The 20505-nt window shown below is 67.0% G+C and carries 8 protein-coding genes; 3 read left to right on the top strand and 5 right to left on the bottom strand.

Features of this window, described 5'->3' with window-relative positions; translation table 11 throughout:
- Positions 1-27: 27 nt before the first annotated feature.
- Positions 28-5898: an autotransporter domain-containing protein gene (locus AC3WTO_RS24695; protein WP_492463613.1), complete on the bottom strand. Its 5871-nt coding sequence runs from the start codon at positions 5896-5898 to the stop codon at positions 28-30.
- Between the two features lie 335 nt (positions 5899-6233).
- Between AC3WTO_RS24695 and AC3WTO_RS24690 the strand changes: the two genes are divergently transcribed.
- Together AC3WTO_RS24690 and AC3WTO_RS24685 are read left to right on the top strand one after the other, a co-directional pair.
- The gene (locus AC3WTO_RS24690; RefSeq protein WP_492463614.1) at positions 6234-7682 is read left to right on the top strand and encodes a sensor histidine kinase; all 1449 of its coding nucleotides are present in this window, start codon (positions 6234-6236) and stop codon (positions 7680-7682) included.
- Complete coding sequence (locus AC3WTO_RS24685; RefSeq protein ID WP_492463615.1) at positions 7679-8374, top strand: response regulator transcription factor; 696 nt, start codon at positions 7679-7681, stop codon at positions 8372-8374. Before AC3WTO_RS24690 ends, AC3WTO_RS24685 begins: the two co-directional genes overlap by 4 nt.
- Before the next feature lie 15 nt (positions 8375-8389).
- Here AC3WTO_RS24685 and AC3WTO_RS24680 read toward each other — a convergent pair whose 3' ends face one another.
- The 3 genes from AC3WTO_RS24680 to AC3WTO_RS24670 are packed head-to-tail and all read right to left on the bottom strand — an operon-like array spanning position 8390 to position 11317.
- Positions 8390-9064 carry an ABC transporter ATP-binding protein gene (locus AC3WTO_RS24680; protein ID WP_492463616.1) on the bottom strand — a complete coding sequence of 225 codons (675 nt, stop codon included), beginning with the start codon at positions 9062-9064 and terminating at the stop codon, positions 8390-8392.
- A complete protein-coding gene (locus AC3WTO_RS24675) occupies positions 9061-10302 on the bottom strand; it encodes an ABC transporter permease (RefSeq protein WP_492463617.1) in 1242 nt (413 codons plus the stop codon). Before AC3WTO_RS24675 ends, AC3WTO_RS24680 begins: the two co-directional genes overlap by 4 nt.
- Before the next feature lie 7 nt (positions 10303-10309).
- Entirely contained in the window at positions 10310-11317 is a 1008-nt protein-coding gene (locus tag AC3WTO_RS24670) for an efflux RND transporter periplasmic adaptor subunit (RefSeq protein ID WP_492463618.1), read from the bottom strand.
- A 282-nt stretch (positions 11318-11599) separates the two neighbouring features.
- Between AC3WTO_RS24670 and AC3WTO_RS24665 the strand changes: the two genes are divergently transcribed.
- Complete coding sequence (locus tag AC3WTO_RS24665; protein WP_492463619.1) at positions 11600-12307, top strand: TetR/AcrR family transcriptional regulator; 708 nt, start codon at positions 11600-11602, stop codon at positions 12305-12307.
- Positions 12308-12361: 54 nt separating this feature from the next.
- Here AC3WTO_RS24665 and AC3WTO_RS24660 read toward each other — a convergent pair whose 3' ends face one another.
- A complete protein-coding gene (locus tag AC3WTO_RS24660) occupies positions 12362-20101 on the bottom strand; it encodes an autotransporter domain-containing protein (protein ID WP_492558439.1) in 7740 nt (2579 codons plus the stop codon).
- Positions 20102-20505: the final 404 nt, after the last annotated feature.

Here is a 20505-nt window from a genome sequence, read left to right as displayed (position 1 = left end):
CGATGAGATCGGCCGTTGCCATCCCGATCAGAACCTCACCGCAAACCTTGCGGTGAGGCCGTTCTGCGCGACGCCGGATCCGAACTGGCCCTGATAGGCGATGCCGATCGTCGCGCTGTCGCTTAGCCTGACGTCGAGCCCGGCCTCGATGAGCGCGGAATCCCTGGCGATCGGCACACCGGCTATGGTGAAGGCGTCGCCCGTCGCGAAGGCATGTGTGCCGGTCGGCACGACGCTGCCATAAGCATGGCGCCAGCCCAGCATGCCGCGCGCCGTTGCCTCCGTCGCACCCAGCGCGAAGGCGGCCGAGGCCCTCAGTCCCAGTGTGGTGAAGGTGGTGTCGCTCGTCTCGCTTTGACCGGCAAGTGCCGCCGCGCCACCTGTTTCCGTGAAGGCGTCGCTGCGCAGGTTGACATAAGCGAGGTTGGCGAAGGGCTCGAAGGCGGCGACCGGCGTCTCGATACGATAGCCGAGTTCGCCGAAGGCCTGGAAGGTGCTGGCGTCCCTGTCGCTGCTCAGGCCGTCGGCAAATCCGGGAAGTGAAACCCGCCGCGATGTCTCGATGTCATGCCACGTATAGGCAAGCCCCGAGTGGAAGCCGAGATTGCCCTGCTGCGCGCCGGCATAGAGGCCGAGATGGTAGTTGTCGATCGAGCCCGAGCCGCGTTCGGTGCTGAAGCTGGTGTGGCCATAGCCCGCCACGATGCCGAGGCGGATGCCGTCGGTGATCGATCCGTCGAAGCCGGTGAGGAAACCGCCGCTGGACGTATCCAGGCCGGCGGCATTGCCGTCGCCGTCGAAACTTCCCCAGGAGCCGAAGGCCGTTCCCCAGGCAGCGAAACGGTCGGTGGCGGCGGAAGCCAGCGTTGGTCCGCCCTCGCCATAGGCCAGCACCGGGGTCACAGGAGCTCCCGCGCCGTCGAAGGCCGCGCGCAGGCGATCGTTGACGGCGTCACGCACGAAACGGCTGTCCTCGATCAGCGCCGATTTGGCCGACGCATGGATTTCGCCCGACAATGCATCGAGCGCCTGGCGTGCGCTGTCTTCATCCGGGAGCGCGGCAACGGCATCGTAGACGGGATTGCCGCCGCCGCTGCTTTCGACGCCGCCGCCGGTGGCGCACTGGTTGTGCGTCCGGGCGACGTCACAGAACGCCACCGCGTTGCGCGTGGCGTCGATGGTGATCTTGTTGGCGTCGTAGGCGAGCGCGAGGTCCACGAAGGGCATGTCCTGGGTGAGGCGGTCGAATGTGCCGGTGACGCCGCCATCCGCGCTGATGATCGTCCAGCGACTGCCCGGCGTGTAGACACCGCCGGCCTTGACCGCATGCACCGTGCCGCCCTGGATCGTGGCGGTGCCACTGGCATGGATCAGGTCGCTTTGCCGCGCCGGATTGATCTCTGCTTCATAGGTCGAGCCGGCCGCAAAGGTGAGATTGCCGTCAACCGTGAGCGTGCCGATCGAATTGCCCGGCGCGATCGTGCCGCCGGCAGCGATCTTCACCATCGAGCCCGTGCCGGAGCCGACGATGCCGTGGCCACCCAGCGTGCCGCCGGCCCGCACGTCGAACGAGCCCCCCAGAACCGCATTGCCATGCCTTGCCTCGGAACCGACGATCAGACTGCCGCCGGCAACCGTCGTGTTGCCGGTGAAGTTTGAACCATCGCCGTCATAAAGCAGCGCTCCGGTTCCGGTCTTGATCAACGCGCCGCTTCCTGCGAGCGCACCGTCATAGGTAGCATTCGCCGTCTGTTCGAAGGTGAGTGATGCGCCGGTGGCGATATCGGCGTTGCCGTCAAAGCGTCCGGTGGTGGTAAGGCCGCCCGCTTCTAGCGACCAGTCGAGACCTGAGTGACCGGTCAGCACAAGGTTGCCCGCACCTTGCTTGACCATGACGCCGGCAGTGCCGTTGAAGCTGCCGATATTGCCGGCAAAGCTGCCGTCGGTTGCCTGATCGAACACCACTGTGCCGCCATTGCCGATATGGCCGGCGATCGATCTGGTATCGCCAACCAGTATGCCCTCGGCGACCAGCGTGTTGCCGTAGGCATTGTTGCCGCCAAGCCGCAAGGTCCCTGCGCCACGCTTGATCAAATCGCCGTCGCCGACGATGTCCTGGCCGAGCGTGAAGGTGTTGCCCCGATCGGCGATGTCGAACCCGCCGCCGGCCCAGGCAATGTCGCGATCCGTGCCGGTAAAGCTGGTGCCGGTGATTTGAAGGGCGCCGCCATTGAACGTCAGTTTGCCGGACCCCGCACCGAGATAGGCATCGGAGGAAACAGAAAGCGTGCCGCCGCTGATCGTTGTGCCGCCCTGGTAGCTGTTGCTGCCTTGCAGCACGAGCGTGCCGCCTTGGGTCTTGGTCAAGCCACCGGCACCGGCAATGGTCGTGGCGATGGTGGCTGTCGCACCGGCCAGCACGCGGACTTCGCTGCCTGCACTGTCGACGGCGATAGAGCCCGCGCCTTCCAGCCGATAGCCGTTGTCGACGAATTGCAGGCCCTTGAAGTTCTGCGTGCCATCGACCGTGATGGTGCCACCGGAAAAGCCGCCCGGCTGGTTCTTGAACACCGCATGGTTGCCCGCCCAGTCGTCGGGCACGATGCTGCCCTGGTTGAGCCATTTCAGGTTGCTGGCGTTCCAGGTGCCGTCGCCGCCTTGCCAGTGCTGCAACGTGTCGTCGCCATTGGCGCTGATGAGCAGGTCGATAGTGCCGCCGCCTGTCTGGATTGCGTAGAGGGCGGGATCGGCAAGCGCCGGCGTCGTTCCCAATGTCAGGCCGCCGCCGGAAAGGGTGCCGCCATAGGTTATCAGCCGGTAGTAGCCGAAGCCGGCGGCGCCATCGACGGGGTTGCCGCTCTGCGCCAGGTTCAGCGTGCCGTTGAGCGTCAGATTGCCGGTGACGGCAATGCCGTCGCTCATGCCGGGCGAGGCGGTGGAGGCGCCCGGGCCGCCAAGCTCGTAATCGAGGACCGACCCGGTCGCGAGGGCGAGGTCGCCCTTGACTGTCAGCGTGCCGATCGAGTTGCCGGGCGCGATATGCCCGCCGGTGGCCACGGTCGTCGTGCCGACCGTACCGGAGCCGCCCAGCGTGCCGCCGGCATGCACGGCCATCGTCCCGCCGAGGATGCCGTTGGCGCGCAGTGTTCCGCCTTCCACATTCGTCTTGCCCGAGAAGCCGGTGCTGTCGCCCGTCAGGCTGGTGACGCCATTATAGTGGTTGACCGTCCCTTTTCCTGCGCCCTGGCTTGCCAATGCGGCGGCGAATTCGTGGTTGGCATCGGTATGGTTGAAGTTGAGGCTGGCGCCGTTTTCTCCGAACTGCACCGTCGGGGTGATGACTTGGCCAGCGGCGACGGCATCGGCGGGATCGGTGCTGGCGGCACCGATATTCAGCGAGGCGGTGCCTGTTGGATTACTGGTTGCCAGATTGACAAAAAAGGTCGCAGTCAGGGATGCGCCATTCATGATCGTCAACGAGCCGTTTGCTCCGTAGCCGTAACCAGCGACCTGCGTTATCTCGGAAACAACTGTCGATCCCAGGCCCGAAACCGTGGCTTTGCTGTTCGTGCTGGTGGTGTCGTATTCGCTTGAGGCGATATACAAATATTGGGCGTCGACCTTCCCCTGATCCTCTACGATCAATTCGCCATCGCCATATCGGCCGATGCCCATCATATACGCCTCTATGACGGAACCGCTTCCGGTGACCTTGAGGGTGCCGGTTTCGCCGGCATTTCTGGCGACATAAAGCGAGGTGGAGAACTCGAGTTCGCTCGCACCGCTGACGATCACTGCTGCGCCGGAAGTGCCGCCGATGATGTTTTCGGGACCGAATGCGCGCACCGGTTCTCGCAATGTTGCGCCATTCTCCAGTTTCAGCGTTCCTGCCGTCACATCCATGACGGCGGTCTCGACATCGCCCCCCAGAACCAGCGTGCCGTTGCCCCGTTTGGAGAAATGTCCGTTCGCGTTGCTCCAGTCCTGCGTCAGCGTGAAGCTGTTGCCGGCATCGGCGATATCGAAACCGCCGCCGCCATTGCCCCAGATGATGGCGCGTGCCGTGTTGGTGAAACTGGTGCCGGTGACCTGCAGCAAACCGCCGTCGAAAGTCAGGCTGCCGCCTCCGCCGCCGAGATTGACGTCGGATGCGACGGAAAGCGTGCCCTGTTTCAGAACCCAGGGTGTCGAGGTCGCTGTAGTACCGAGCAGCGTCCAGGTGCCGCTGCCGGTCTTTTCGAAATGTTCGAAGCCGCGGTATTGTCCTGTCGGCGACAGGCCGGAGATGTCGAAACTGCCGTTGGCGGTGCCACCCAGCGCCAGCAGATCGTTCGCGCCGATCGTGGCAACGACAGCGCCGTTGATGGTCGATGTGTTCCACAGTTCCAGCCGGTTGCTGCCGCCGGTGAAAGCGATGGCGGCGGCCTGCGCGCCGTCGCCGGCCAGGCCGCCGGAAATCGTGCCGGAATTGGTAACGGTAAGGTTTGCGCCGGAAATGCCCACGCCGCCGGCGCCGTCGAGGTTGGTCCCGTCGGGGCCGGCGCCACGATCGCCGCCGGTGCCGCCGGCGATCGTGCCGTTGTTGATGATGGTGGTGCCGTTTGCGTCCACGCCCGCGCCGCCCGCGGCGCCGTTGCCGGCTGTCCAGCTCGGCGCGGAGGCACCCCGGCCGCCATTGCCGCCGACGATGCTGTTGGTGTTCGTCAAGATGCCGGCACCCATGGTCATACCGGTGCCGCCGAGGCCGCCATGGACCACATTGTCGACGAACATCCGGCTGTCGCCGTCGCCGCCGGCGCCACCCCGGATCGCTCCATCATTGGTGACATCGCCGTTGGCATCGACGCCGTGGCCGCCGCCACCGCCACCGCCGCCAGCCGTCGCACTGCCGAGGCCGCCGCTGATCGTGCCGGTGTTGGTCAGCACGATGCCGGAGAAGGAAAGGCCGGCGCCACCGTCTCCGGCTCGATGAAAGACAGTGGGCAGCCCGCCATTGCCGCCGCTGATTGCACCGGCGTTGGTCAGCGTCTCTCCGGAAAAGACAAGGCCGGCACCGCCTGCACCGCTCTCGTCAAAACCGCCATTGCCGTTTCCGCCCGTGATGATGCCGGTCGCGGTATTGGTCAGCGTGGTGCCGGAAAAATTGATGCCATAACCGCCATTGCCGCTGAAAGTGTTGAAACCCATTCCGCCATTGCCGCCACCGATCGTGCCGGCATTGCTCAGGGTGCTGCCGGAAAACAGCAGGCCGCCGCCGCCGGCGCCACCCTTGTAACCCCGCTCGCCATTGCCGCCGCCGATGGTGCCGGCATTCGTCAGCGTGTCTCCGGTAAAGGAGAGCCCGAGGCCGCCGTCGCCACCGTCGCCGTTATAGGCACTGCCGGTGCTGTCGCCATACCCGCCCTTGCCGCCGTCGCCGCCCTGGAGTGTCTGTCCGCTTGTGACCTCGGCCGTTCCGCCGCCGCTGATGAGGGCGCCATAGCCGCCCGCGCCGCCGCCGCCGCCGCTGCCGGCAATGGCGGTGTTGCCGAACAAACCAGCGCCGCCGTCGCCGCCATTGGCGCCGGTGAGATCGGATGTCGACAGGGTCGAACCGCTGGCGCCGTGGACGCCGCCGTCGCCGCCCTTGCCGCCGATACTGCCGTCCGCCTCGGTCGCGCCGCCGCTGCCACCGCTGCCGGCGCCGCCACCGGCACCGCCGCCACCACCACCACTGTTTCCGGTTGCGTCGGTGCCTTGCGGGGTGCCGAGGGTGCCGCCCACGCCGGGCGTGCCCGTGGAGCCCTGTCCGCCGTTGCCGCCACCGGCAAAGGCAATCGATCCAGACAAAGCGAGCGTCAGGACGAAGGGCGCCGCGGAGCACAAAAGCGCGAACGAGCGGCGTTGGCCTGATGTCATGGAATTTCCCCTCGCATGGCGCGGCCGGCGGTCGGCCTCGCCATCAATCCGATCACGCAGCGGTCGCGGAAACCCTGCGCCCCGCGCTGCAGCGGTGGCGGGCGTGTCCACCCCACGCCCGCGGTCGCCCCACGGCAGTCCCTCTCAATTCGCCGGCAAACCTCCGGGCAGTCGCGATGGAGGATAAAGCCTGCCTTCGCGGCAATTCCACCGATCAATTCTCCTGAATTCTGACCAATTCTTGCAGCGGCGGATCGTGCTTGCCTGCCCGTCCAACACCTGCAAAGTTCCGGCACAGCCGATTGCGGCCGGGAAGTGCGTGCGAATGTTTTACGATGCTTGATCTGAAGACCGTCCTGGTCGTCACATTCGCCACGGCAAGCCTGCAGGCCGCGACCTGGCTGTTCGTCTGGCTGGCCTGGCGCCGTTTCTACGAGCTCAAATTCCTCGGGGCGGGTTTTGCGGCGATCGCGGTCGGCGTGCTGCTGATGATCGTGCGCGGTGTGGAGCCGGCGCCCTGGGCGATCGTGCTGCACAACATGATCATCAAGCTCGGCCTCGTGCTGCTGGCCGAGGGGCTGGCACGGTTCCTGGGACAGCCGCGTTATACCTGGATCGGCGTTTCGCTGCTCGTGCTCCAGCTGGTGGTCTGGAGCGTGGCGCTGGCGGTCGATCCGGACAACATCGCCATCCGCATCCATTCATCGACCGTTTTCACCGTGGTGGTGATGTCGACGATGTGCCTCGGCCTGCTGCGTGACCGCACGCAGCCGGCGTTGCTGCGCTGGATCACCATCGGCGTGCTTGCCGAATACATGGTCTCCAGCATCGCCCAGAGCGTCATCGAATACCGGCTGCCTGCCGACTTCGAAAGCGCGTCGTTGCTGGCCGACCGCAACGCCTGGTATCTGCTGCAGGGCACGCTGTTCCTCATCGCCTTCTTTGCCTGCCTGCTGTTCATGGTCAATGCGCGGCTCTCCGCCGACCTGCGCGAGAAGAATGCGGCGCTGTCGCGCGAGGTGCGCGAACGGCGGCGGCTGGAGAGCCGGCTGACCGCCAGTCTCGAGGCCGAGAGGGCGTTGCGCGACGAGCAGACCGACTTCATGCGTGTGGTCAGCCACGAATTCCGCACGCCGCTCGCCATCATCCGCAACGCCACCGACATGATCGGCCTTGTCGGCGACAAGTCACCCGAAGCGACGAAGGAACGCATCGCCGGCATCGGCGAGGCGCTGGACCGGCTGTTTTCGCTGATCGACCGTTTCATGGCCAATGACCGCGACAGCGGGTTCCAGCCGGAGATGATCCGCCTGGGCTCGCTGATCGGCGATGTGCGGCTGCATTTTGACATGACGGGACGCGGCGAGCGGCTGGTCTTTATCGTGCATGACGACAGCTTGCCGCTTCTTGCCGATCCCGAAATGTTGGCCACCATTCTGATCAACCTGATCGACAACGCACTCAAATATTCACCAGGCGATGCGCTGGTCGAAATCGAGGCGCGCGAAGAGGAGCAACATCTGGTCATTCGGGTGCGCGATCGCGGCATCGGCATTCCGCCGGCCGAACTTCACAAGATCGGCCGGCGCTTCTTCAGGGCTTCCAACGCCATGGCCGGCACCGGCACCGGGCTCGGTCTCTATTCTTCGCGCAAACTGCTCGCCTATCACGGCGGCAAGCTGCAACTGCTTGCCAATGACGGCCGCGGCGTCACCGCGATCGTGCGGCTGCCGCTGGTTGGCCAGGCGCCGGAGCAATCGCGGCTGCAGGAGCTGACGGCATGACGCATATCCTGATCGTCGAGGACGAGGCGCGGCTGCGCAAGGACCTGGCCGACTTCCTGGAGTTGACCGGCTTCACGGCGCAAGGCGTGGCGACCGCGCAGGAACTGCGCCAGGAGCTGGCGGAGGGCAGTGCGCCCGCCGTCATCATCCTGGATGTCGGCTTGCCCGATGGCAACGGCTTCGAGCTGGCGGCGGAAATCCGCAAGTCGCATGGCTGCGGCATCATCATGCTGACCGCGCTGAGCGACAGCGACGACCGCATCCGTGGCTTCGAAAGCGGCGCCGACATCTACCTGGTCAAGCACAGCACCTTGCGCGAGATCGAAGCCGCCATTCGCAGCCTGCTAAGGCGAACCGGAGAGCAGCCTGCCTCCGCTGGTGCCGCTGCCGACCGCTGGGTGCTCGACGGTACGTCCTGGATGCTGACGGCGCCCAACCTTCGCTCGCTCAAGCTGACCGCGACCGAGTTCGCTTTCCTGAACATATTGTGCCGGCGCCATGGCGAGATCTGCCAGCGCGAGAGCCTGATGGAGACGGTTGCGCGCCCGCGGTCGAATTTCGACAACCGGCATCTCGATGCTGTCGTTAGCCGGCTGCGGCGCAAGCTGGAGGAGCACACCAGCCTGCCTGCACCCATCAAGGTCGTCTATGGCGTCGGCTACACCTTCACTGCTGCCGCAACGGTGCAGTGAGCGGCGCCGCGATGGCTATGCGGCCACGCTTCCGTCGACGATATGGATGCGGCGGTCCATGCGCTCGGCCATTTCGAGATCGTGTGTCACCGCGACCACGCTCTTGCCGCGCTCATGCACCAGCCGCTGCAAGATGTCGAAAACCTGCTCGGAGCTTTTCGAATCCAGGCTGCCGGTCGGCTCGTCGGCAAGGATCAGCGGCGGATCGTTGGCAAGCGAGCGCGCCAGGGCGACACGCTGCCTTTGCCCGCCTGAAAGCTGGTCGGGCCGCTTGTCCAAATGGTCGCTTAGCCCGAGGGATGAGAGCAATTCATCGGCGCGCTCGCGCATCTCGGAACGTGCCAGCCGGCCAAGCTTGCGCATCGGTATTTCGACGTTTTCCCGCGCCGTGAATTCGGGAAGCAGGAAATGGAACTGGAACACGAAACCGAGCATCGCAAGCCGGGTCCTGGCGCGCTCGCGCTCGTTCATCGGGCCGGCATCGCGGCCGCCAATGCGGATCGTTCCCGCCGTCGGCTGGTCGAGCAGCCCCAGAAGATAGAGCAGCGAGGACTTGCCGGAGCCGGACGGCCCGGTGATGGCGACGAACTCCTTCTCCGCGATGGTCAGCGTCACATCCTTGACCAGCGTCACCGGCACCGTCTCCGGCAGCACCCGCGTCAGCTTTTCCGTTTCGAGAAGCGCACTCATGTCGCGCCCCGGATGATGTCGACGGGATTGAGGCGCGCGGCGCGCCTGGCCGGCAGGTAGCCGGCCACCGCTGCCGATCCCAGCGCGAAAGCCGAAGCGATGATGTAGTGGAGCAGGCTCCAGGCGATCGGCAGATGCGTCATCTCCTGGCCGGTGGCGGCAATCTCGAAACGCAGCTGCGACAGCGCATAGATCATCGAGAAGCCGAGCAGCCAGCCGAATGCCGAGCCGGCGCCGCCGATCGCCAGGCCCTCCAGCAGGAACAGCCGGCGCATGTCGGCCTCCGGAAAGCCGAGCGACTTCATGATGGCGATGTCGCGCGCCTTCTCATGGGTGATGGTGGAGATGATGTTGAAGATGCCGAAGCCGGCGACAAGCATGATCGCGCCGACCACGGTGTACATGATGACGTTGCGGACGACGAGGGCCTGCAGGATCGACTCGTTCGCCTCCTGCCAGGCGACGGCCTTGTAGCCGAGCTCGGCCTCCGCCCTGTGCGCGACGGCGGGAGCGCGGTTCGGGTCGTCGAGCTTGATGCGGATCTCGTTGATGGCATTCGGCCGGGCTGAAAGGATCTGCGCATTCTTCAAAAGAATGTAGGCCTCTCCTTCGTCCCGCGCCGTCGTGCCGGTGTGGAACAGGCCGGCGATCTTGAAATCGCGGGTCAGCCCTTCCGAGGAAACGGCAGTGATGGTGTCGCCGAGCCCGGCGCCGAGGCGCGCCGCCATGATGTCGCCGACCAGCACATTGTTGCCGCCGGCATTGAGCGCCGCGAAGCTGCCTTTGACGAAATCCCCGACGATGGGCGACACGCCGGGCTCCCGCTCGGGCTCAATGCCGATGATCGCCGCGCCGACCTCGCGGCTGGAATAGCGGATCACGCCCTGCGTCTTCAGGCTCTCGGCGAAGCGGCCGGGGATCCAGCTCTGCAGCCGGGCGGTCGCCGCCGTCGGGTTGATGATGCCGCGGCGATCGTCGCGCGGCCGTAAGCCGGATATGGCGACAGTGGAAAAGCTGTCATCGGCCGGCTGGCGGCGCGCCGTGCGCTGCTCGTCGGTGATGTCGACATGCGGCATGGTGTCGACCAGTTGTTTGACGAAATCGTCCTGGCCGCCCTGCATCAATGCCGCCATCGCGATCGAGAAGCCGACGCCGACCGCGACGCCGAGCACGGCCACGAGCGTCTGCCGGCCACGGCCGGCGATATGGGTGACGGCGATGTCGAGGATAAGCGGCATTGTCGGCTCACTTTCTGCCGGCCGCTGTCGCGACGTGGGCGCCATCGGCGAGACCGGTAGGGTAGGGCGAGACGACGCTGGTCCTGTCGTCGATGCCGGACAGGATCTCGACGCCGTTGACGCCGCGGATGCCGGTGCGGACGTCGCGCTGCCGTGCGGTTTCTCCCTCGACGACGAAGAGCTTGTCTCCTTCGAGCGCCACGGAGGGGAGCTGAAGCGCATTCTCGGAAACGCGCACGATGATGTTCACATCCGTCGACATGCCGATCCTGAGCGGGGTGTCGTCGGGAAGGCGGAAGCGCACGCGATAGGTCTTGGTCACCGGATCGCCTTTCGGCGTGACGCTGTCGACGATCGCTTCGAGGTTCTGCCCGGGGAATGCATCCGACCTGAGCAACGCGCGTTGTCCCACCGCGACACGCGGGATGTCCTCTTCGTTGACTTCCGCCACCACGAGCAGCGGGCGCGGCTCGCCGACCCAGAACAGCACGCTGCCGAGCTCGGCCACTTCGCCGACCTCGCCGTCCTGCCGCAGCACCACGCCGGGGCTGGGTGCCCGCAGCACATAGGTTTCGAGCCGCGCCTTCTGCGCAGCATGCAGCGCCTCGGCCTGGGACAGCTCGGCGCGGGCACGGTCGAGCGCGTGCTGGCTGGCCACATTCCGTTCGGCCAGCACGGATGCGAGCTGGAATTCCTGTGCGGCGAGGGCCCGGCGGGCTTCCAGTTCGTCGAGGGCAGCCTTTGCTTCGCTGTCGTCGAGACGGGCAAGCACATCGCCCTGCGCGACCCGTTCTCCTTCGCAATTGCATTGCTCGACGATGCGCTCGCGCACCACGGGGGCCACTTTCGCCCAGATGCGCGGCTCGACCGATCCGCTCGCGTAGACGATTTCCGCGGCATCGCCACGCGACGGCAGCACGACGGAAACCACGCTCGGCCGCCACAGATACCAGGCCATCGCCCCTGCCACGGCCGTCACGATCGCGATGCCGGCAATCCAGCGCATCAGCCGCATGAGAAACGCTCCGTCTCCTTGTCTGTCGCAATTCCGGACGCAGAACCGCTGCGCGCTTTGGCTGGAATTGCTCCAGAGGACTTCAAGCGGCGTGTTCTATATCATCAGACCGACCGTCGGTCTATAGAATTGCATGGCATCGCCGTTCGTGCTCCTCTATGCCACTACAAAGCCAGAGCAATTCCAGCAAAAGTGCGTAGCGGTTTTGCGTCCGGAATGCTCAAAACAAGGAGATAGAGCATTGCAGGCGATTTTCGCCGGAAATGCTCTGGCGAGGTCCGTTTGTCGAAGCCAGTCAAGCAGCGGGTGATCAAGCAGCCTGAGGTACGGCTGGCCGAGTTCCTGGACAGCGCCCAGCGCCTTTTCTTCGAACGCGGTTACGACGACACCACGGTCAATGACATCATCCGCGAGGCCGGTCTCTCGAAAGGCGCGTTCTATCACTACTTCGCCTCAAAGGAGGCGCTGCTCGAAGCGCTGGCCGAGCGGGTGGCAATCGCCAGCTTGGTCGAACTCAGGCTGATCATCGACGATCCGTCGCTCGACGCGATCGGCCGGATCAACGCGCTCTTCTCGGGCGCGGGGCGGCTGAAGGCTGAACTGGCGCCGCAGATGCGCAAGACGTTTTCGGTGCTGTTCCGGCCAGAAAACATGATCCTGTTCCACCGCATCGAACATTCGACGCGCGAACTGGTGCGGCCAATGTTCACCGATCTTCTCAGACAAGGCGTCGAGGAGAAGGTGCTGGACGTTCCGGACCCGGAGATATTCGCCGACATGCTGCTGCAGCTCCGGATGATCTTCCGGGATGTCATGTACCAGGCCATGTGCAAGGCCGAGCAGGGAGACATCGACGAGGCGGTATCGATGCTGGAACAGCAGCTGGAACTCTATGGCGTTGCCTTCGAGCGGCTGCTGATGCTCCCGCCCGGAACGATCGAAACCGCGCAGCCGGGCTTCGCCCGCGCGTTCCTCACGACCACTCCCTGAAAACACATCGGCCGGGCTCGCCGCGCACGACGAGCCCGGCCGATGGCCCCCGTTTCAGAACTTGACGCTCAGCGTGCCCTTGAAGCCGTGCTCGCGAGAGCCGGTGGCGAACTGGCCGCTGTAGCTCACGCCGAGCGTCACATTGTCGGCAGGCCGCCAGCTGGCACCGGCTTCGAGCAGGAATGCATCCCTCGCGATCGGCACGCCGCTGATGTTGAACAGGTCGCTGCCTTTGAAGGCGAAGCCCTGGCTCGGCACCACGCTGTCATAGGCGTGTTGCCAGCCGACCATGCCGTCGAGGCGCAGCGTCGTGCTGCCCAGCATCGCGTCGGTCCCGGCGCGCAGGCCGAGCGTGGTGTAGGGGATGTTGCGCGTCACGCCGTCGCTGGTCAGCGCCGCCGGCCCGCCACTCTCGGTGAAGCCGTCGCTGTCGAGATGCACGAAGGCGACGTTGGCGAAGGGCTCCAGCGTGACCCTGTCCATCACCATCGCGTAGCCGACTTCGCCGAACGCGTAGGTGGTCGAGGCATCGTAGCTGGCCGACAGCCTGTCGGCGAAACCGCCGAAGGCGATGGTGCGGTCGGTCTTCACGTCGTGCCAGCTGTGGCCGACACCGAAGCGCAGGCCGATCTGGTCGAGCTGGGTGCCGGCATAGGCCATCAGGTGATAGCTGTTGGCCGAGCCGGAGGACTTGCGGGCGTCGACGTCGAACGAGGTGCGCGAGTAGCCGCCCGCCACGCCGACACGCCAGTTGTCGCCCATGCCGCCGTCGAGGCCGAACAGCACGCCGCCGAGCGAATGTTCGAGCCGGGCGGCATTGCCGTCGCCGGAAGTGTCGCCCCAGCCGCCGATTGCCTGTGACCACGCCGCGAAACGTTCGCTCTTCGGCGCTTCGTAGCGGGTGAGCAGCGGATCCTTGAGATCGACCGCGCCGCCCTTGGTGGCCGGGTCCATCGCTGCCGGCGCCGACGACTGGTCGGCGAAGCCCGACATGATGCGCCCGACCATGGTGCGGCGGATCAGCTGGCTTTCGTCGACCAGCGCCGAGGTCATGCTCGGATGGATCTCGCCCGACAGCTGGTCGAAGGCATCGCGTGCCTGCGCAACCGAGCCGTTGAGGATCTCGGCGGCGATCGGATTGGCCGGATCGAGCGTTTCCACCGCGGCGCCGACGCTGCGCTGGTTGGCGCTCTGGGCTACGCTCGGCAGCGTCACCCCGTTGCGCTGCACCTGCATTTGCACCGCCGTCGGCTGGTAGGCCAGGCTGGCCGTCAGGAAGCCCGAATTGACGGCGGCGCTGAGGCCGCTGAAGGTTCCGGTGACGCCGCCGCCGGAGGTCAGGATGGTGTAGACCTGGTTGGGGTTCAGCAATCCGGCGACGTTGACCTGGCCGCCGCCGATCGTGGTCGTGCCGCTGGTGACGAGCTGGTCGCTGGCGCCGGCGACATTGGCGTCGATCGCCAGGATCGAGCCGCCGGCGAAGCCGGTGTTGCCGGTGACCGTCAGGTTGCCGATCGGGTTGGTTCCGGGACCGGTGCCGCCGGGCGCAACCGTCGCGCCCGATCCGGCATTGATGCCGCCGACGGTTCCGGTGCCGGCGAGCGTTCCACCCGCGGCGATGGTGACGATCGAGTTGCCGATCGAGCCGGTGACGTTGAGCGTGCCGCCGTTCACCGTGGTCGGCCCGGTGTAGGTGCTGGTGCCCGAAAGGGTCAGCGTGCCGGTGCCGGTCTTGTCGATGGCGATGCCGCCGGTACCATCGACGATGGTTCCGCCGAAAGTGCCGGCGCCGATGCCGATGGTGGCGAGCGCGCCGCCGCCATTGGTGATGGTGCCTCCCGCAGCGCCGGTGAGGTTGGCGACGGTTGCGTTGAAGCCGTTGACGTCGACCGCGCCCTGCGCGCCGACATTGAGTGTTGCCCCGGTACCCGCCAGCAACGATCCGGCCGCTGCATCGGCCAGCTGCAGCGTGCCGAAATCGGCCGAGATGGTGGCGCCGGATCCTATCGACGCACCGGCCCCGCCGAGCGCGACTGTTCCCGTATTGCCGGTGGAGCCGATATGGAGGTCCGCCCCGGCGCCGAGCGCCAGCGGCCCGGCCAGACCGGCAGTGATGCCGGTGCCGGCCGAAACCGTCGCATCCACCCCGGCGCCGAGTCCAAGCGCGTTGTTGAAAGTGCCATTGGCGCCAAGCACCAGCTGCGTGCCGGTCGCCAGTGTCGCCGGGCCGGTGCCGAGGGCGCCGACATTGCCGGCAACCACGGTGCCGGCATCGATGGCGAGCCCGCCGGTGAAGCTGTTGGCGCCGTTGAGCGCCAGCGTTCCGGCTCCGGTCTTGGTCAGCTCGAAACCACCCGAGACGACCCCGCCCAGCGTGCCGGTGCCGGCTGCCACGTCGAGCGCGGCGTTGCCGGTCAGCGCGATGTTGTTGGCGAGCGTCACCCCGCTGCCGAGCCCCAGCGTGGTGCCGTTGGCCAGCGAGACCGGGTTGGCCGCGGCACCGAGCGCGGTGTTGCTGCCGGCCACCAGCGTGCCGCCATTGACGGCAACAGTGCCGGTGAAGCTGTTGTTGCCGCTCAGCGCCAGGATGCCGGTGCCGGTCTTGTCCAGGCTGATAGTGCCGGTGATGGCGCCGGCGAAGTTGCCCGCGCCGACGCCGAGCGTCGCTGCCGCGCCGGCATTGGCGATGACGCCGCCGGCCGCACCCGTGAGCGTGCCGACGGTCGCGCCGAAGCCGTTGAGGTCGACCTGGCCGGCGGCGCCGACATTCAGCGTCGCATTGCCGAGCCCGGCGCCGATCGAGGCGTCGGCCAGCCGCAGGATGCCATTGTTGGCCGACAGCGTCGCGCCGGCGCCGATGGTGGCGGCGCCGCCCAGCGCCACGGTGCCGTTGTTGGTGGGAGTGCCGATGCCGAGCGTGGCGCCTGCGCCGAGGTTGAGGCCGCCGCCGAGCGTTGCCGTCACGCCGCCGACTGCCGACACCGTGCCGCCTGTTCCGGCACCGACGCTGAGCGCGTTGTTGAAGGTGCCGTTGACCCCCAGCGTCAGCTCGCCGCCGCCGCCAAGGTTCACCGGACCCGTCCCGAGCGCCGCGATGTTCGTGGCCAGCACCGAGCCGGCGCCGTTGATCGCCAGGCCGCCGTTGAATGTGGAGGCGCCGCCCAGCGCGAGCTGGCCGGTGCCGGTCTTGTTCAGGGCGATGTTGCCGTTGATGGCGCCATTGTAGGTGCCGGCGCCGCCGACACCGAGCGTGGCTGCCGCTCCGGCATTGGCGATGACGCCGCCGGCGGCACCGGTGAGCGCGCCGACCGTTGCGCCGAAGCCGTTGAGGTCGACCTGTCCGGCGGCGCCGACATTCAGCGTGGCGTTGCCGAGACCCGTGCCGATGGTGGCATCGGCCAGCCGCAGGATGCCGTTGTTGGCCGATAGTGTCGCGCCGGCGCCGATGGCAGCAGTGCCGCCGAGCGCGACGGTGCCGTTGTTGGCGGGCGTGCCGATGCCGAGCGTTGTGCCGGCGCCGAGGTTCAACCCGCCGCCAAGTGTTGCCGTCAGGCCGCCACCTGCCGATACCGTGCCGGTTCCGGAGGTGACGCCGACTGCGTTGTTGAAGGTGCCGCTGACGCCAAGCGCCAGTTCGCCGCCGCCGCTGAGGTTGACGGCGCCGGTGCCGAGCGCGCCGGTGTTGGTGGCCAGCACCGTGCCACCGCCAATGGCGAGACCGCCATTGAACGTGCTGGCGCCACCCAGCGCGAGCGTTCCGGCACCGGTCTTGCCGAGCGCGATGTTGCCGTTGATGGCGCCATTGTAGGTACCGGCGCCGACATTCAGCGCTGCCGCCGCACCGGCATTGGCGATGACGCCGCCGGCGACACCGTCGAGGGTGCCGACGGTCGCACCGAAGCCGTTGAGGTCGACCGCGCCGGTGGCGCCGACCTGCAGCCTTGCGTTGCCGAGCCCGGCGCCGAAGGTCGCATCGGCCAGCCGCAGCGTGCCGAAATTGGCCGCCAATGTCGCGCCGGCACCGATGGTGGCCGCGCCGCCAAGCGCGACGATGCCGTTGTTGGTGGCGGTGCCGATGCCGAGCGTGGCACCGGCGCCGAGATTGAGCCCGCCGCCAAGCGTCGCGGCAACGCCGCCGAGTGCCGATACCGTGCCGGTTCCGGCAGCGGCGACGCCGAGCGCATTGTTGAAGGTGCCGTTGGCGCCGAGCGTCAGCTCGCCGCCTGTGCTCAGGCTCACCGCGCCGGTGCCGAGTGCGCCGGTATTGGTGGCCAGCACGGAGCCGCCACTGATGGCGAGACCGCCGTTGAAGTTGCTGGCGCCGCCCAGCGTAAGCTGTCCGGCTCCGGTCTTGCTCAGCGCGATGTTGCCGTTGATGGCACCGCCGAAACTGCCGGCGCCGACGCCGAGCGTCGCCAGGGCGCCGGCGTTCAGGATCTCGCCGCCGGCGAGGCCGGTGAGGGTGCCGACCGTGGCGCCGAAGCCGTTGAGGTCGACCTTGCCGGCAGCGCCGACATTGAGCGTTGCGTTGCCGAGGCCGGCGCCGATGGTGGCGTCGGCCAGCCGCAGCGTGCCGAAGTCGGCCGACAGCGTAGCACCCGCGCCGATGGTGGCGGCGCCGCCAAGCGCGACGATGCCGGTGTTGGAGGCGGTGCCAATGCCCAATGTGAGGCCGGCGCCGAGGTTGAGCCCGCCGGCCATCGTGGCCGTGATGCCGGTCCCGGCCGACAGCGTGCCGTTGCTGGTGACGGTCAGCGCATTGGCGAAGGTGCCGTTGGCGCCGAGCGTCAGCCCACCGCCATTGAGGTTGACCGCAGCCGTTCCCAGCGCATTGACGTTGGTGGCCAGCACCGTGCCGCCGCCGATGGTCAGGCCGCCGTTGAAGGTGCTGGCGCCGCCGAGCGTGAGCAGGCCGGCCCCGGTCTTGGTCAGGGCGATGTTGCCGTTGATGGCGCCGCTGTAGTCGCCCGCACCGACGCCGAGCGTCGCAAGGGCGCCGGCGTTCAGGATCTCGCCGCCGGCAAGGCCGGTCAGGTTGCCGACCGTTGCGCCGAAGCCGTTGAGGTCGACCTTGCCGGCCGCGCCGACATTCAGCGTCGCGTTGGTCAGGTTCGCGCCGATCGTGGCGTTGCCGAGTTGCAGGATGCCGTTGTTGGCCGAAACCGTCGCACCGGCGCCGATCGCGGCGGTGCCGCCCCAGGTCACGGTGCCATTGTTGGTGCCGGTGCCGATGCCGAGCGTCGCGCCGGCGGCGAGGTTGAGCGCGCCGCCGAACGTCGCGGTGACGCCGCCAGCCGCCGACAGCGTGCCGCCGGCGCTGACATCGAGCGCATTGGTGAAGGTGCCGTTGACACCCAGCGCCAGCTCGCCGCCGCCGAGGCTCACCGCGCCGGTCCCAAGCGCGTTGACATTCGTCGCCAGCACGGTGCCGCCGCCGATGGTCAGGCCGCCATTGAAGGTGCTGGCGCCGCCCAGCGTCAGCAGTCCGGCGCCTGTCTTGCTCAGCGCGATGTTGCCGTTGATGGCGCCGCTGTAGTTGCCGGCGCCGATGTCGAGCGTGGCCGTCGTGCCGGCATTGGCAATGACGCCGCCGGCTGCGCCGGTGAGGGTGCCGATGGTGGCGCCGAAGCCGTTCAGGTCGACATTGCCGGTCGCGCCGACGTTGAGCGTGGCGTTGCCGAGCGCTGCACCGATCGCCGCATCACCGAATTGCAGCGTTCCGAAATTGGCCGACAGCGTCGCGCCCGGGCCGATGTTGGCGCCGCCGCTGAGGGCGACGGTGCCGGTGTTGCCGGCGCTGCCGATGCCCAATGTGACGCCGGCGCCGAGGTTGAGCCCACCGCCCATGGTCGCCGTGATGCCGGCGCCTGCCGACAGCGTGCCGCCGCCGGCGCCGACCGTGAGCGCATTGGCGAAGGTGCCGTTGGCGCCGAGCGTCAGTTCGCCACCGGTCAGGTTCACCGCGCCGGTGCCGAGTGCGTTGAGGTTGGTTGCCAGCACCGAGCCGGCGCCGATGTTGAGATTGCCGCTGAAGCCGGTGTTGACCCCGCCGAGCGTCAGCTGCCCGGCGCCGGTCTTGGTGACGTCGAAGGCGCCGTTGATCGTCCCGGTCAGCGTGCCGATGCCGGCCGCGACATCGAGGGAAGCCGCCCCGCCGAGATTGAGGTTCTTGGAGATCGTTCCGCCGGGACTGATGCCGAAGGAGGCGCCGGCGCCGAGATTGAGCGCCAGGCCGGCGCCGAGCGCAGCATCGCCGTTGGCGGTCAGGGCGCCGCCGCTCAGGATGGTGACGTCGCCGGTGAAGGTGTTGGTGCCCGACAAGGTGAGCGCGCCGCCGACCTGCAGGCCGAGATTGCCGGTGATGTTGCCGGCGAAGTTGCCGCCATTCACGGTGAGGTTGGCTGCCGCGCCGGCATTGGTCAGGATGCCGCCGGCCGCGCCGGTGAGGTTGCCGATGATGGCGGCGCCGCCGTTGAGGTCGACCGAGCCGGCGGCGCCGATGTTGAGCGTGGTGTTGCCGAGCTGCGCACCGAACCCGGCGCCGAATTTGACCGGCGCCAGATCGGCCGACAGGGTGGCGCCGGCGCCGAAGGTGGATGGCCCGGACAAGGTCAGGCCGCCGGTGGCGCCGACCGCGCCGAGACCGAGCGTCGCACCGGCGGCGACGTTGAGCCCGCCGGTCACGTCGAGATTGCCCGCGACCACGGACAGCTTGTTGCCGGCCCCGGTGCCGACAGTGATCTGGTTGCTCAGCGTTCCGCCCGTGCCGAGCGACAGGCCGCCGCCGTCGAGCATGATGCCGCCGGCGCCGACCGCGCCGACGGTGCCAGCCAGCACGCCGCCGCCATTGATGGTCAGCCCGCCGGTCGAGGTGTTGGGGCCGGAAAGGGTGAGCAGGCCGGTGCCGGTCTTGACCAGCGAGCCGCCGGCGCCGCTGATCGCGCCGCTGAAGGTCGAATTGGCGTTGCCGCCGCCGAGCGTCAGCGCCTTGGCGCCGAGATCGACCGAGCCATTGCCGGACAGCGAGCCGAGGCTCACGCCGGCGCCGGTCAGGCCGCCGATGCCGAGGCTGCCGGTGCCGGTGAGGGTGACCTGCGCATTGTTGCCGCCGGTCGCGTTGCCGGAAAAGGCGATGCTGCCGCCGGCATTGGCCGTGATGTTGGCGGAACCTGCGGTGCTGGAGCCGCCGAAATTGACTGAACCGCCGGCCGCCGCGGTGATGGTCGACGTTCCCGCCGTGCTCGTGCCCGAGAAATTGACGCTGCCGCCGGTGGCGATGATGCCGGACGTTGCGGCCGTGCTTGATCCGGAGAAATTGACGGCGCCGCCCAGGTTGGAGTTGATCGTCGCGTTGGCTGCGCTGGTGCCGGTGCCGCTGAACGACAAGGTGCCGGTCCCGCCCGCGCTGCCGGACACGTTGAAGGTCGGGGCGAGCACCGCGTTGTTCTGGATCCCGGCTCCGTTGACGTCGAGGGAAACATTCGCGCCGGTGCCGGCGAGCCCGAACACATAGCCCGGGGCCGTCACGCCGAAGTTGATGCCGCCGACGGTGTTTGTGCTTCCCGGTGCGAACAGGACGACGGGCGAAATGGAGGCGTTGAAAGTGGCGGTGCCGGTCGGAACTGTCCCGCCGATCCAGGACGTCCCGGCATTCCAGGGCGCCGCGACGACGCCGCCGAGCCAGGTCGCGTCCTGTGCGGCGGCTGGCGGAGACGCGACCGCAAGCGCCAAAGTCGATGCACTGAGAAGGAGAGTAGAACAACCGAAACGATGAGAAAGGCTGTAGTGCCGCATAAGACCCCTCTTCGTGGAAGTATCTGGATTACCTTTTCAAGTCCTCGCCCCAGCCCGTTGATGATGACGCAGCCTCCCCATCAGGCGCGCCAAACCTCGTTCCCTCAACAGAAAGTTGAGGGTTGAAATGAAATGCCGAAAAATGATTTACGCGTTAAGCAAGACTACACGAATCACATTGCCACATAATATGATTCGTTTCGACTGTAAGAATGTACTAAAGGATAAATGGGATTTACTTTATACATCGACGAATTCATAATTAACTGAGTTAATGAGCTTATAGTTTATGGCGAATATCAAAATTCTCGCTGGATGAATCCAATGTCTGTCACGAATTCGTGTTTGAAGTTTTGTGACAAAACAACCGATGCGAATTGATTGATATGAATCTCAGTTCGCCG

The sequence above is a fragment of the Mesorhizobium sp. EU05-FHT14A09 genome (assembly GCF_058790995.1).
This window is presented reverse-complemented; position numbering and strand designations above follow the sequence as displayed.

What these genes read in the sequence shown, in the direction of transcription:
- AC3WTO_RS24695 (WP_492463613.1), bottom strand. Translation starts at nt 5,898, where the DNA reads ATGACATCAGGCCAACGCCGCTCGTTCGCGCTTTTGTGCTCCGCGGCG.
- AC3WTO_RS24690 (WP_492463614.1), top strand. Translation starts at nt 6,234, where the DNA reads ATGCTTGATCTGAAGACCGTCCTGGTCGTCACATTCGCCACGGCAAGC.
- AC3WTO_RS24685 (WP_492463615.1), top strand. Translation starts at nt 7,679, where the DNA reads ATGACGCATATCCTGATCGTCGAGGACGAGGCGCGGCTGCGCAAGGAC.
- AC3WTO_RS24680 (WP_492463616.1), bottom strand. Translation starts at nt 9,064, where the DNA reads ATGAGTGCGCTTCTCGAAACGGAAAAGCTGACGCGGGTGCTGCCGGAG.
- AC3WTO_RS24675 (WP_492463617.1), bottom strand. Translation starts at nt 10,302, where the DNA reads ATGCCGCTTATCCTCGACATCGCCGTCACCCATATCGCCGGCCGTGGC.
- AC3WTO_RS24670 (WP_492463618.1), bottom strand. Translation starts at nt 11,317, where the DNA reads ATGCGGCTGATGCGCTGGATTGCCGGCATCGCGATCGTGACGGCCGTG.
- AC3WTO_RS24660 (WP_492558439.1), bottom strand. Translation starts at nt 20,101, where the DNA reads ATGCGGCACTACAGCCTTTCTCATCGTTTCGGTTGTTCTACTCTCCTT.